This is a genomic window from Acinetobacter piscicola, assembly GCF_002233755.1.
Classification (GTDB): domain Bacteria; phylum Pseudomonadota; class Gammaproteobacteria; order Pseudomonadales; family Moraxellaceae; genus Acinetobacter; species Acinetobacter piscicola.
In genome coordinates this window covers 1-13,126 of the sequence record NZ_NIFO01000011.1, presented here as the reverse complement: position 1 = coordinate 13,126, position 13,126 = coordinate 1, and the positions used below count along the sequence as shown (strand labels likewise).

Here is a 13,126-nt window from a genome sequence, read left to right as displayed (position 1 = left end):
GTTTGTCTTTTTGCCGATATAATAAAGCCTTCGGCGTCGGCATATTCTTTTGGGACCTTTCCGAGCTAGTGGTGAATTTTTACAATGTATTTTGCTTTTCAAGTTTTTGAAAAGTGCACAGTAAATTTCACTTACGGCGGTATCCGTGCGCTGACTATAGCAAACCTTGCATCATCTGCCTATGGGCTATACGCTTATTTTGTATGAAAAGCATAGTCTAAATGATCAGTTTTTAATCAAATTTTCGTTTTTTATTGGATCACGTAACTGTATGAATTCTACGCAACAATGGCAAAGTGTAACTTGGTTTGAAGTTGATGAGCATCAAGAAGGTCAACGTATTGATAACTTCTTATTTACTCGCTTAAAAGGCGTGCCTAAAAGTCGTATCTATCGTCTGATCCGAGAAGGTCAAGTTCGTGTCAATAAAAAGCGCATTAAGGCCGAAACTAAATTGGCAATTGGTGATCAAATTCGTGTTGCGCCAATTCGCTTTGAGCAAAAAGATGAAAGCGATGCACCTGTATCCGATAAAGTTGCACAAAGCTTGCTTAGCCGTGTGGTCTATGAAGATGAAGGCTTAATGGTTGTGAATAAACCTTCGGGGATCGCAGTGCATGGTGGTAGTGGTGTCGCCTATGGTCTGATCGAAGGTTTACGTGCTGCTACTGGTAAAAAATATTTAGAATTAATTCACCGTATTGACCGTGATACTTCTGGTCTAGTGATGATCAGTAAAAAACGTAGCGTTTTAAAAACATTACAAGATTTATTGCGTGAACATAAAATTCGTAAAACTTACGCCGCTATTGTCAAAGGGCAGGTGAGTTTGGATCAACAGTTAATTGATCAACCTTTGTTGCGTTATGAATTGTCCAATGGTGAACGACGTGTTCGTGTGTCAAATGAAGGTAAAGAATCTAAGACACAATGGAAAGTCGCAGAGCGTTTTATGCATGCAACATTGGTGTATGCATCGCCACTTTCAGGGCGTACTCATCAAATTCGTGTGCATGGTTTAAGTATTGGTCATCCGCTTGTTGGTGATGATAAATACGGTCATGAAACCGAGTATAGAGGGCCAAACCCACGTCGTTTATGTTTACATGCGATGCGTTTGGAAATCCCTGGTTATGCGATGATTGAAGCGCCTTTGCCTGAGGATATGCAAAGTTTGGTCGCGCAGTTAAGAGCGCAGAAGAAAGATTGAGTTTTTTTACCTCTCCCTAACCCTCTCCTGAAAGGAGAGGGAATTATGAAAAGATAGAATTTAATTTTTGAATCTTTCCCTTGGGACGAAGGTTTGAATGATTTGAATGAGAGGGTATTTACTAAAAACCTCTCCCTAACCCTCTGCTGAAAGGAGAGAGGATCTTATAGAGGAAATTCATGCAAAAGCCTGTAGAACTGATTGTCTTTGATTGGGATGGAACATTATTTGATTCTGTGGGACAAATCGTAACGAGTTTATTGTTTGCAGCAGAACGGTATGAACAACCTTTAACTTCAGAAACTGCAAAAAGTATTATTGGATTAGGCTTACCTGAAGTCGCGCAAGTTTTATTTCCAAATGTTCCAGAGTTACATACAGATATTCTAAAATGCTATGGTGATCATTATGTTGAGCATTCAAAAGATGATCAGTGGTTTTCAGGTATTGCAGATATGTTGTATGGTTTGAAAAATCAGAACGTTAAGCTGGCTGTTGCAACAGGGAAAAGTCGTAGAGGTTTAGATCGTGTTTTAGCTCAAACCAACAGTCGTGATTTATTTGAAATTACACGAGCTGCGAGTGAAACAAAGTCTAAACCTGATCCGCTCATGCTTGCAGAAATTTTAGATTTTACAGGTGTAAATGCTGAACGTGCGATTATGGTCGGTGATACATCGTATGATTTAGAAATGGCGCAAAATATTGCGATGCCACGTGTAGGCGTGAGTTATGGTGTGCATAGTGTGGATGTATTGCAACGCTTTAGTCCGTTAACCATAGCCAATGATGTAAACACCTTGCATCAGTTCTTAAATGCGCAGATCAATACATCTGAAGTTGCTTGAATAACTAGAGGTGTATAAGGATATATACCTCACTTAAAATACGAATCGTAATCGTGCAAACAATTACATAATAAGAATATACCTTATGAGCCGTTCTATTCGATTGTTAAATTTATTACAACTTTTACGTGAACAACGTTATCCAATCACAGCGCAACATTTAGCTGAACATTTAGAGATAAGTGTGCGAAGTGTTTACCGAGATATTGAAAGCTTACGTGAACAAGGTGTGAATATTGAAGGCAGTGCAGGACTAGGTTTTCAACTGAAAGAAAACTTTCTATTGCCGCCTATGAGTTTGAATGAGACTGAGGTTGAAGCTGTATATTTGGCTTTGCAATGGGTGAAATCGATACCAGACCAAGCGTTGCAACATGCTTCACATTCGGTATTGTCCAAACTTAAAGCTGTGATGCCACAGCAGAAACAAGCATTTTTAAACAATACCTATTTAAGGTCGATTCACTCTTGGGTAGAGGTGGATCAATCTATTGTGCAGCAAGTTCGTATTGCGATTCGTATGCAATTTAAGCTACAAATTGATTATGTAGATGAACAGCAACAGGTTTCGAAACGGCAATTATGGCCGTTTGCACTGGGGTACTTTAACGACAAAATGTTAGTGGCTGCATGGTGTGAATTACGTGAAGATTTTCGTAACTTTCGTTTAGATCGAATCCAAAAAATAGATTTAACAGAACAGCATTATCCACAATTTAAACGCCATCTTTATGAACAATGGTGTCAAAAAGAAAATTTAACAATGGTCAATACTGAGGATCACGAAAAAGAAAACACTACTGACAAAAACTGACACAGCATCGCTCTACACTCGGTTTAGAACAAAACAACAGAGGGTAAAACAATGGCTTTAACATTATATACAAATATGCAATCTCGTGGTGTTGTCGTGGATTGGCTCGTTTTAGATTTAGGGATTGAGCTTGAGCGTATAGAAGTGGCTTATGGTGCAGAGATGAAATCGGCAGAATTTCTAAAATTGAATCCTTTCGGTAAAGTTCCTGTTTTAGTGGATGATGATGTCGTTATTTATGAGCTTGATGCAATTTGCACTTATTTAGCAGATAAATTTTTTGAAAAAGGCTTAGCGCCTGCGCTTGATGATCCTAAACGTGGTTTGTACTATCGTTGGTTATTCTTTGGTGCAGGGCCTTTGGCAGCTGCTTCAGATAATGAATATTTAAATATTAAAGTTACGCCAGAGCAAAAAATGCATGTGGGTTATGGTGATTATGCAGATGTGTATAACGCTTTGATTCAGGGCTTAGAACAAGCTAACCCTTATTTATGTGGTGAGCAGTTTACAGTCGCAGATATCAGTGTGGGAGCGATGATTTTGTGGCAATTGAAAATGGGTAAATTGCAATCACATCCAACCATTGAACGTTATGTCACCGCATTGCAACAGCGAGAAAGTTTGCAAAAACATCAGGCAATTTTTGCATCATAATTGATGTTTTGATTATTATTTTAAGCTAAAGATAAGTTGCTGATGAAAGTGGCTTATTTGGGTTTTATGTAAAGTGTTTTGTATTGATATTCAAAATACGTTAATGCTTTTAAATTGCTAAGTCATAATAAAACTCGCTGCAACATTAATACAGATGGCTAAGATTGTGGTATTAAAACCATAGGCTAAAAGAATATGTAAGATATTGAGAACGCGCATTGAACGAGAGGTAATGGATACATCGGCGGTTTGCGCAGAAGTCCCAATGACATAACTAAAATAGATAAAATCAGGATAGGTGGGTTCTGGTGTTTTGGGGAAATCTAAACCACCATCTTGATGTTTTGCCACAGCCAAATAGTAGTCATGTGCATAATGAATTGCAAAGACCGTATGCATAAATAACCATGCAAAAATAATGGTCAAAATTGATAGTGCCAAATGTCCATATTTTACCATTGTGATATTGGGTAAGTGACTGAGTTCGACAATAATTGCAATAAAACACATGATTAAGGTCATCACGACCAGTAATAAGATAAACCACTTACTGGCATCTTGCTGTTGAGCGCGTTTTAAAATATGAGCATGATCAATCGTCCATAACACTCGCATCGTCAAGATCAGATAAATAAAGATTGAAATATTCCAACCGAGTAGTAGTTGTGTCGACCATGTCCAATCAGTGAAGAAGTCAATTACGACATATAAAATGGCAGTGAATAGAAAAGCGATAAAAAAATAGGGACGAGATTGAAGGCTAGATTGAAGGCGTTGCAGTATGTGTATAAGCATAAAATCCTCACCTGTTAGAATTTTTTGACTTTCTAAGCCTCTTTTTGTTGACCAACAAAGAGATCAGTTTTTGAATCAAGGCTAGGTTAAAGTTAGCCGTCCTTTAGCTTTTATTTTTTGTATTAACATTAGATATATTTTCTCAACGTCATACATTATTTTAAAAATGAATGATGCTGAGAAAAATCAATATAGCACTTAAATATCATAAATATCTGTACGATTTATATCTAAATAGAAGACTTTATCTAATTGTTCAATAAACTTTTGAACAGCGATAGAGGTGAACTTTTTACGATAACTGACATACAAGTCAAGATGAGGCAGCTCAATATCTAAAGGTCGAATAACCGTATTGTTCATGGTTAAAGGTGCAATATAAGCAGGTAAAATCGTGCAGCTTAATCCCATACCAATGGAGCTAATATTGAACAAGATATTATCCACTTTTTGTACGATATTAAATTCAATACCTTGTGCTTTGGCAAAGTCTAAAATAATGTCATGCAATGTACCCGATTGCTCTTCTACAGGAAGAATAAAGTCTATTCCATTTAAAGCTTTCACTGGGATTCGTTCATATTTTGCTAGAGGGTGATCTTTGGGTAAAATGAAGATGAGAGGATCACGTAAAACAAATTTACTTTCAATTTCATTGCTATGGAAATTATGACGCGTAAAAGAAATATCGAGCTCACCCTTTTTAATCGCTCGCATTTGTTCAAGGTTATTTAAGCTAAGCAACTCAATTTTAAGCTCAGGATCTTGTACCCGTAAATTCGGCAGTACGTAAGGAAAGACTTTTATCTCGGCAACGGGAACAAAGCCAATACGTAATAATTGTTGTTTGGCTTGAGATACTTGTCTTGCCATCGCAACAGCTTTTTCAGCTTGCGCTAAGGTTAAGCGCGCTTGTTCCAGAAATACAGCACCTTCTTCGGTCAGTTCGACTTTACGCTTTGTACGATTTAACAGTCTGACGCCAACGTCTTCTTCAAGATCCTTAATTTGCTGACTGAGTGAAGGCTGCGCGGTATACAGTTTCAATGCAGCCCTACTAAAATTAAGTTCTTCAGCAACAGCAATGAAGTATCTAAGGTGTCGTAATTCCATATAACCTTTCCAAAGAGTAATCCAAAAAATGTCTTACTGTGAATTCACTTGAGTATAATCTATAAACAATGGCAGCGTGAAGATGATGTAATATTTAAAAAATAAATGGTTAAGTTTCAGTTATCACGATTTTCATATAAAAAACTGTGTATGAATAATCTATAAAAAATATTAGTTACAAATGATATTTACGGTGAATTACATCAGTTTACTTACTAAGTTAATTGATTCAGCTTGATTCAATTAAGTTTGCAAACTGATTTATAAAATACAAGCTTCTAATGACATGACTGCAAATTTGGCTGTGATTCATTTTCATTTGACAAAGAGAGTCCTGTTTTTTTACGTTTTAAATGTAAAATTGGAAAAGGATTACCTTCCGCATCAAATGCCGAACGAGCGACTTGCTCAAAGCCATGTTTTTTATAAAAACTTAAAGCATTTGGATTTTGTTCATTTACATCGACTTCGTATGCACCCAAAGCCAATGCATGTAGCATCAATTGTGAACCGATACCTTGGTTAAAAAATTGAGGATCAATAAAAAGCATTTCTATCTTGTTATATGCAAGCCCCATAAAACCGACAATTTGTTGATTGCGTTCTACATGAAACAGTTGTACATGGTCAAAATAATGATGTTGAATAATCAATTCTTTGATTTGTACAATATGTTGTTCATTGAGAAAGGCATGAGTCGCACGCACAGAAGCTTCCCAGATTGTTAATAGCTGGGAATGGGATTTCGAATGAGTATTTAAAATATTGGTTAAAACAGGTTCCATATCAAATTCATTCAGTTGTGAAAAACAACAAAAAAATAAAGAAAAATCACATCTTATTTGGCTAATATGAATGAAGACTGGGATGAAAATCAAATCTATGTATTTGATTATAAAAAATAGGACAATAAATGTCAGATTCCAACAAAATTGTCGTTTATGCAGCACTTTTGGGTAACTTAGCCATCGCCTGTGTGAAATTTATTGCTGCATATATCACAAATAGTTCGGCGATGCTCAGTGAAGCTGTGCATTCAGTTGTTGATACGCTCAATGAAGTTTTATTGTTATATGGATTAAAAAAGTCACAGCAACCTGCAAATCATAAGCATCCTTTTGGTTATGGACGCGAACTCTATTTTTGGGCATTTATTGTTGCTTTATTGGTTTTTGCATTGGGTTCTGTGGTATCCATTTATCAAGGGATTCAGCATATTCGACAACTTGAGGAAATGAAATCACCATTGGTGAATTATGTCGTGCTTGGATTTGCGATTCTCTGTGAAGGGATCTCATGGTTTGTTGCGTTGAAGTTGTTTAAGAAAATGAAAGGCGATATGGGATATTTTGAAGCATTTCGACGCAGTAAAGACCCGACGACATTCACCGTATTATTTGAAGATTCAGCTGCACTGATTGGCTTGTTGATTGCGCTCATTGGTATTTTCAGTGCACATCAATTGAATATGCCAGTATTGGATGGTGTTGCTTCGATTCTGATTGGTGTGGTTTTAGCAATTTCCGCTTTACTTTTAGCAAGAGAAACCAAAGGATTATTACTAGGAGAAACGGCAGATCCTCAATTGCGGCATAATATTTTAAAAGTCGCTCAAGAAGATCCTGCGGTTTATTCTGCGAATGGTGTACTCACTGAACAAATGGGTGCGCATCAAGTGATAGCATCTTTAAGTTTAGAATTTAAAGATCATCTCACTTCAGACGAAATAGAAACCTGCGTCAATCGGATTGAAACCAAAATTAGGAGCATTCATCCCGAAATCGTGGCATTATTTATCAAACCACAAACCAAGCTAGTTTGGCTCGAAAGAATGAAAGGGCGTTTAGAGTAACCATGTCGAAGCAAACGGAAACTGTTGGTATTGAAGATAAAACAATACATGACAAAGAAGTTCTATCAGAGAATCTTAAACAATTACATTATCGTCTAGTGACTGAAAACTGTATGTCACATACATGGTTTAAGCCTTTTTTTAAGGTGATTGCTTCCAATCATCACAATGGTGAACGTTTTTATAATGAAACACCTAGACCAGAAGGGCATAGTCGTTGGGGTTTATTAAAATGGCTTGGCACTCGAAAATCAAATACGTGGAATGTCGATAGCAAAAAAGAATCAGCAGAATTCTATGCGACAAAGCGAGTATTACCACAAGATCGTCCTGATGCGGATTTAAATGATTGGCAAGTTTGGTTTGTCAGTCATGCTACTGTCTTGGTTCAGATCGGGCCGTACAACTTTTTAACGGATCCCGTTTGGGCAGACTATGTTAGTCCGAAAGATGGACGAGGGCCTAAACGTGTGATTCCCGCAGGGATTGCTCTAGAGCAATTACCACAAATTCATGCTGTTTTACTCAGTCATAACCATTATGACCATATGGATTTAGCTTCACTGCGTTGGTTGCATAATAAATTTGCAATGCCGATTTATACTGGTTTGGGTAATTCACATTACTTGCCAAAAGAATTTCATATCATTGAAATGGACTGGTGGCAGTCTGCATTATTTAAAGACCTTAAAATTATTTACACACCTGCACAGCATGGTTCAGGTCGTGGTCTACGTGATCAAAATGTTGCATTGTGGGGCGGTTTTTCTGTCGTTTCACAATATGGTCACTTCTTCTTTGCGGGAGATACGGGTTATGCACCACATTTTAAAGAAATTCATAAACGCTTAGGTGCTCCACGTATTGCATTGTTACCCATCGGTGCTTATGAACCACGTGCATTGATGAAATATATGCATATGAATCCACAAGATGCTTTTCAAGCACATTTGGATTTGCAAGCTAAGCGTTCATTGGCGATACATTATCGAACCTACCAACTGACCGATGAAGATCGTGAGCAACCCGAGCATGACTTACATAAAGCGATGAAACATTCTTCGAAAATGGTCAATCCATTTTATTGTATTAAAGAAGGTCGTAAATTGGTGGTGTAATTTTTAATCAGCAATGATGGTGGTTTATTCAGACTTTTGGGTATTCGTGTTTTGAGACATGAGTTGGATAGCAACCACGGAGAGCCCCATCATGGCAAAATTCATCACAAATGGGTTAAATGCCTGAACAAAATAGTGTGGGTAAATGAGACCAACCACAAACCAAAAGAACAACATGGCGATGATATTTAAATAATGAATATTTTTTGATGGTCTAAAAATAAGAAACGATATACCAAATATAATTTCAATTAGACCTGAAAGTTCAATAAGTCTTGGAATGGAAAGGAGTTGAATTCCTGTAAATTGCCAAAACTGTTGTTCTTCTATGACTTTATAAATGATTTTAGGCACTAAACCTTGATAAATCCATAAGATCGCTAAAAAGCTGTGGATGGTGAATAGAACATGACGAAGCGATTTAGCTATTTGCATAAACGACATTTTCCAAAAAATGCTTTTTATTTTGTACAGATGGCAGTAAGCAGTGATCCGTTTTACCAAATAGACGATATCGGTTTAGCGCAACACGACGATATAAAAAATCACGAATAAACTTGGGAATTACATAGCCTATTTTAAGTATCGAAAATGGAAATTTGATCTCTTGAATGACTTTTAGAAATGCTGTTGATTCTGAATAAAGTTGAGCATTTTTAATCACGAACATCGTGTCAAAATGATCAGTGGGAAGCGCATAATATTTTAAAATTTCTTGTCCAAGTGCTGATTGTACTGAGGCTAATTTGAATCGTGCATGTGTGTCATGCTGAATTAGAAATTTTGTCCAACCGTTGCAAAGTACACAAATTTCATCGAATAGCACAATGTCATGTTGTTGAATGATATTCACGATATGATCTTGCATGATTGACTCACTTGCTAAAGGAGTTTCTTACAATTTAGCAGTTTAGTGGACAAATAAAAACCACCCGAAGGTGGTTTTATAGCAGGTTTATATTTTAAAGAAAGCTTGGTAGGCCTTTGGCTGGATCAGTTTCACGTGCCGCTTGAGCATCTGCAACAGTCATGCCTAAAGCCTTAGCGACGCCTTCACCATAAGCGGGATCACATGAATAACAATTACGGATATGACGGTACTTAATGAAATCTAAAGCATCACCCATTGCAGCAGCGGTATTGCTGAACAGTGCTTGTTTTTGTGAATCATTCATTAAATTAAACAAAGCACGTGGTTGACTGAAATAGTCAGAATCATCTTCACGGAAATCCCAAAAATCAGCATCACCGGTGATTTTCAAAGGGGGCTCTTTGTACTGCGGTTGTTCATGCCATTGACCAAAACTATTCGGCTCATAGTGTGGCAAGCTACCATAATTATCATCACTGCGGCCTTGACCATCACGATGATTTGAATGTACAGGGCAACGAGCAGCATTCACTGGAATTTGTTGATAATTTGACCCTAAGCGGTAACGTTGCGCATCTGTATAGTTAAACAAACGTGCTTGCAACATACGGTCAGGTGAAACACTGATCCCAGGGACGAGATTGCTTGGAGCAAAAGCAGATTGTTCAACATCTAAGAAGAAGTTTTCAGGATTTTTATTCAGTTCAAATTCACCCACTTCGATCAGTGGATAGTCACCATGTGGCCACACTTTGGTTAAATCAAAAGGATGATAAGGTACTTTTTCTGCATCAGTTTCAGGCATGATTTGCACGTACATTTTCCACTTTGGAAAGTCTTGACGTTCAATCGCTTCATACAAATCACGTTGATTGCTTTCACGATCATCGGCGACAACTTGAGCAGCTTCACTATTGGTTAAATTTTCAATGCCTTGTTGAGTGCGGAAATGAAATTTGACCCAAAAACGTTCATTATTCGCATTAATAAAACTATAGGTATGGCTACTAAAACCATGCATATGACGATAGCTTTTTGGAATACCACGATCTGACATGACAATCGTCACTTGATGCAGCGCTTCAGGAAGCAGTGTCCAGAAATCCCAGTTATAAGTTGCACTACGTAAGTTGGTTCGTGGATCACGTTTTACTGCTTTATTCAGGTCTGGAAATTTACGAGGGTCACGTAAGAAAAAGACAGGGGTATTATTTCCGACCATATCCCAGTTGCCTTCTTCGGTATAAAACTTGAGGGCAAAACCACGGATATCTCGTTCAGCATCGGCAGCACCACGTTCACCTGCAACTGTGGTAAAGCGTGCAAACATAGGGGTTTGTTTACCAATTTTACTAAAAATTTTAGCGCAGCTATATTGGGTAATATCATGTGTAACCGTAAAGGTACCAAATGCGCCAGAACCTTTGGCATGCATACGGCGTTCAGGAATCACTTCTCGAACAAAGTTGGCAAGCTTTTCATTTAACCATACATCTTGAGCGAGGAGGGGGCCGCGTGCACCTGCCGTCATACTATTTTGGTTGTCTACTACAGGAGCGCCAAAATCAGTTGTTAGGTGGGTGACGGGACACTTTTTGCTATTATCTTGGCTCATCTTAATTCTCCATTATTTTCATCAGGTATTGTGAGCAATATTCCATCATCAATATGGATAACACGCTTTTTTTCGCATGACATTAATTGTTTTGTTAACATCTTTTTAGGCTAACAATCTAACAATGCGACATTGTTTCCAGTTAATACTCGTAGCTTGAATATAAGTTCAATTTTATGAATCTTTAAAATTTAATGACTCAAAAATTGTACCTACACTCTTAATCTATCGTTTGAATGCTTATTTGACCAATGGAATAAAAATGTATGTTTTAAAGGGAAAAACGATTGATTGATTTTTAATTTGAGCAATTAAAACAGGTCGTAGATTTAGAGATACTTTCAATATAAATGTAGATCTGTACAAGAAATAACCTGTTTCTATTCTAATATTTTTCAATGTGTGGATGGTGTGTGTTTTATCCTTAGTTGGAGGAAGTGTAGTTTTTAGATGATCCCCTTGTTTGTCGCCGTCACGAGACGCATTCTGTATCATTTACAGTTACTTAAACTGAAAACTTAGAAACTCTTGCCATACATAATGACACGACACCACTAATGATAATTTATGAGTGAGGCGGCACATCTACTGTCATTTTTAATATAAAAATAAATTAAAGAAAAACAATTTAATTTTATGTAAAATAAATTTTAATTATTATTAAGTTTTTGTTAACAAATCACCTCTATGTAACTAAGATAGAAAGCTATTGAAATTGCAAGTTTGTTTTTTGTACGACAAATTTTGTCGTGAGACTAGTACTTTGATCTATTCAACAACACACATAATGCTAATATTTCATAACTAATTTTACTATAACTTTAAAGAGAGAAAACTATGTCTAATAATGTATGGACAACAACGATCATGTTTGATGAAAACTATCGGGTATTTGAGTTAACTTTTCCTGGGCTATTTGACTATCCTGAGTTTAATAAACTAAACAGAGTGGAAGCAACGGCAGAGGAAAAAGAGAAAAAAAATGAAATGACTCAAAAGAGCATAGAAATAATTAAAAGCTACCATAAAGGAGAAAGGCTAAACCCAGAAAATGCTCCAACCATTTTATATACTCATGGATTTGGAAAAACCGTAAAATTACCAAGTTTTTTTCGTACACGAGATGGCTTTGTCATTGTCACTGAACAGTGCGCTAATGTACTGAAAAAGTTTCGCTTAGGAAACAGTGCCCTTTACCCTTTATCTTTTTTTGATATCCAACTCAATGAGCTGGTAAATGATCAAACCTATTATTTTTTCAATATTACTGAATTACGTAACTATTTATGCCCTGAATATAGTTCTTCTGATTTAAAAAAGTTGACCTACACGAAACATGAGGGCTTTCAGTTTTATAAGTTATATCATGCAAATTATAAAGATTATGCTATCACAGTTTCTCAGAAGGCAATTACATGTGATGTAGATTTATGGCAAGACCCAGAATTGAGTCATTCAATTTTCATGTCTAATGAATTAAAAAAAGCTTTAGATGAAGAAAATATAAGTGAAGCTTGGCAATTATTTTTATGCGAACTTAAATAAAAACAATTAGAAATTAAATAAAATTAGGAACAAAAAAATGGCTAATTCTCCTTTCCAAGTCCATCATATATTACCTGTTGAACTTTTTAATAGTGACATACAGCAAGAATTAAATATTCTTTTAGGAAGTGATACTTCACAAATTTCAGAAAAAACTTATAAAAATACAGCTTTGCAGTCGTTTAATAATCGTATTGCCTTATATTCAGATGCAGATCGTGCAACAATGGCAAAAGCTTTACAAGACAGTGGGCACCCTATATCTGAGATCCCAATTGGTGCATCACAGCATTATACACAGCACCCTGCTTATAATGAGGAAGTTATAACGAGAGTCGAATCTATTATTAATAATGATAGTTTAACAGTTAGTCAAAAAAAACTAGCAATTATTGATTTACAGGCAACATTGAAGGAAGGATTAGCTGCTGGTGAGATTATCTTACATGGTGATAAAGATATTGCTAAACAAAGTATCAATCATTATTTGGATCAACATGCAATAACTGCTGAACAAATTACTAAAGCAGATTCAGAAAGATTCAAACAAGCGGAAGCACGATTAGAAACATATGCAGAAAATGACATTAAATATGCAAATGTCGCAAATGAAACTGTGACAGTTACTGACGGTAAAACAAGTGCTGGAAATGTAGAATTTACGGTGGTGTTTTAAAAAGTATGCTGA

The 13,126-nt window shown here is 36.5% G+C and carries 14 protein-coding genes; 8 read left to right on the top strand and 6 right to left on the bottom strand.

From position 1 onward, the window contains the following. Positions 1 to 271 precede the first annotated feature (271 nt). From CDA10_RS11965 to CDA10_RS11950, 4 genes are all read left to right on the top strand, one after another. A complete protein-coding gene (locus tag CDA10_RS11965; protein WP_089605957.1) occupies positions 272 to 1,210 on the top strand; it encodes an RluA family pseudouridine synthase in 939 nt (312 codons plus the stop codon). Between the two features lie 179 nt (positions 1,211 to 1,389). After that, positions 1,390 to 2,058 carry an HAD-IA family hydrolase gene (locus CDA10_RS11960; protein ID WP_089605836.1) on the top strand — a complete coding sequence of 223 codons (669 nt, stop codon included), beginning with the start codon at positions 1,390 to 1,392 and terminating at the stop codon, positions 2,056 to 2,058. Between the two features lie 85 nt (positions 2,059 to 2,143). Then, on the top strand, positions 2,144 to 2,872 hold the full coding sequence (locus CDA10_RS11955) for a helix-turn-helix transcriptional regulator (RefSeq protein ID WP_089605835.1): 729 nt from the start codon (positions 2,144 to 2,146) through the stop codon (positions 2,870 to 2,872). Positions 2,873 to 2,923: 51 nt separating this feature from the next. Next, entirely contained in the window at positions 2,924 to 3,529 is a 606-nt protein-coding gene (locus CDA10_RS11950; protein ID WP_089605834.1) for a glutathione S-transferase family protein, read from the top strand. Between the two features lie 117 nt (positions 3,530 to 3,646). On the opposite strand, the gene CDA10_RS11945 is transcribed toward CDA10_RS11950, so the two are convergent. The 3 genes from CDA10_RS11945 to CDA10_RS11935 form a co-directional block, all read right to left on the bottom strand. Then, complete coding sequence (locus tag CDA10_RS11945; protein ID WP_089605833.1) at positions 3,647 to 4,324, bottom strand: DUF1345 domain-containing protein; 678 nt, start codon at positions 4,322 to 4,324, stop codon at positions 3,647 to 3,649. A gap of 198 nt (positions 4,325 to 4,522) precedes the next feature. Then, the gene (gene hcaR / locus CDA10_RS11940) at positions 4,523 to 5,437 is read right to left on the bottom strand and encodes a DNA-binding transcriptional regulator HcaR (protein ID WP_089605832.1); all 915 of its coding nucleotides are present in this window, start codon (positions 5,435 to 5,437) and stop codon (positions 4,523 to 4,525) included. A 278-nt stretch (positions 5,438 to 5,715) separates the two neighbouring features. Further along, positions 5,716 to 6,222 carry a GNAT family N-acetyltransferase gene (locus CDA10_RS11935; RefSeq protein ID WP_089605831.1) on the bottom strand — a complete coding sequence of 169 codons (507 nt, stop codon included), beginning with the start codon at positions 6,220 to 6,222 and terminating at the stop codon, positions 5,716 to 5,718. A gap of 128 nt (positions 6,223 to 6,350) precedes the next feature. Between CDA10_RS11935 and CDA10_RS11930 the strand changes: the two genes are divergently transcribed. Further along, on the top strand, positions 6,351 to 7,289 hold the full coding sequence (locus CDA10_RS11930) for a cation diffusion facilitator family transporter (protein WP_089605830.1): 939 nt from the start codon (positions 6,351 to 6,353) through the stop codon (positions 7,287 to 7,289). 2 nt (positions 7,290 to 7,291) lie between these two features. Next, the gene (locus CDA10_RS11925; protein WP_089605829.1) at positions 7,292 to 8,407 is read left to right on the top strand and encodes an MBL fold metallo-hydrolase; all 1,116 of its coding nucleotides are present in this window, start codon (positions 7,292 to 7,294) and stop codon (positions 8,405 to 8,407) included. 24 nt (positions 8,408 to 8,431) lie between these two features. Here the strand turns inward: CDA10_RS11925 and CDA10_RS11920 are convergent, their stop codons facing one another. The 3 genes from CDA10_RS11920 to CDA10_RS11910 all read right to left on the bottom strand — a co-directional run bounded on the left by CDA10_RS11920 (position 8,432) and on the right by CDA10_RS11910 (position 10,893). Further along, positions 8,432 to 8,842 (bottom strand): DoxX-like family protein, encoded by a 411-nt coding sequence (locus CDA10_RS11920; RefSeq protein ID WP_089605828.1) that lies wholly within the window; start codon positions 8,840 to 8,842, stop codon positions 8,432 to 8,434. Beyond that, complete coding sequence (locus CDA10_RS11915) at positions 8,829 to 9,275, bottom strand: thiol-disulfide oxidoreductase DCC family protein (protein ID WP_089605827.1); 447 nt, start codon at positions 9,273 to 9,275, stop codon at positions 8,829 to 8,831. Before CDA10_RS11915 ends, CDA10_RS11920 begins: the two co-directional genes overlap by 14 nt. 94 nt (positions 9,276 to 9,369) lie before the next feature. Beyond that, positions 9,370 to 10,893, bottom strand: coding sequence for a catalase (locus tag CDA10_RS11910; protein ID WP_089605826.1), 1,524 nt, complete (start codon positions 10,891 to 10,893; stop codon positions 9,370 to 9,372). 837 nt (positions 10,894 to 11,730) lie between these two features. Here CDA10_RS11910 and CDA10_RS11900 point away from each other — a divergent pair. After that, positions 11,731 to 12,438 carry a hypothetical protein gene (locus CDA10_RS11900; RefSeq protein WP_089605824.1) on the top strand — a complete coding sequence of 236 codons (708 nt, stop codon included), beginning with the start codon at positions 11,731 to 11,733 and terminating at the stop codon, positions 12,436 to 12,438. A 22-nt stretch (positions 12,439 to 12,460) separates the two neighbouring features. Next, positions 12,461 to 13,114, top strand: coding sequence for an AHH domain-containing protein (locus CDA10_RS11895; protein WP_228704634.1), 654 nt, complete (start codon positions 12,461 to 12,463; stop codon positions 13,112 to 13,114). The last annotated feature ends 12 nt before the right edge of the window (positions 13,115 to 13,126 follow it).

Excerpts from the sequence above, each read along its gene's own strand:
- CDA10_RS11965 (WP_089605957.1), top strand. The coding sequence starts at position 272 with ATGAATTCTACGCAACAATGGCAAAGTGTAACTTGGTTTGAAGTTGAT.
- CDA10_RS11955 (WP_089605835.1), top strand. The coding sequence starts at position 2,144 with ATGAGCCGTTCTATTCGATTGTTAAATTTATTACAACTTTTACGTGAA.
- CDA10_RS11925 (WP_089605829.1), top strand. The coding sequence starts at position 7,292 with ATGTCGAAGCAAACGGAAACTGTTGGTATTGAAGATAAAACAATACAT.
- hcaR (WP_089605832.1), bottom strand. The coding sequence starts at position 5,437 with ATGGAATTACGACACCTTAGATACTTCATTGCTGTTGCTGAAGAACTT.
- CDA10_RS11935 (WP_089605831.1), bottom strand. The coding sequence starts at position 6,222 with ATGGAACCTGTTTTAACCAATATTTTAAATACTCATTCGAAATCCCAT.
- CDA10_RS11920 (WP_089605828.1), bottom strand. The coding sequence starts at position 8,842 with ATGCAAATAGCTAAATCGCTTCGTCATGTTCTATTCACCATCCACAGC.
- CDA10_RS11945 (WP_089605833.1), bottom strand. The coding sequence starts at position 4,324 with ATGCTTATACACATACTGCAACGCCTTCAATCTAGCCTTCAATCTCGT.
- CDA10_RS11930 (WP_089605830.1), top strand. The coding sequence starts at position 6,351 with ATGTCAGATTCCAACAAAATTGTCGTTTATGCAGCACTTTTGGGTAAC.
- CDA10_RS11900 (WP_089605824.1), top strand. The coding sequence starts at position 11,731 with ATGTCTAATAATGTATGGACAACAACGATCATGTTTGATGAAAACTAT.
- CDA10_RS11910 (WP_089605826.1), bottom strand. The coding sequence starts at position 10,893 with ATGAGCCAAGATAATAGCAAAAAGTGTCCCGTCACCCACCTAACAACT.
- CDA10_RS11950 (WP_089605834.1), top strand. The coding sequence starts at position 2,924 with ATGGCTTTAACATTATATACAAATATGCAATCTCGTGGTGTTGTCGTG.
- CDA10_RS11960 (WP_089605836.1), top strand. The coding sequence starts at position 1,390 with ATGCAAAAGCCTGTAGAACTGATTGTCTTTGATTGGGATGGAACATTA.
- CDA10_RS11915 (WP_089605827.1), bottom strand. The coding sequence starts at position 9,275 with ATGCAAGATCATATCGTGAATATCATTCAACAACATGACATTGTGCTA.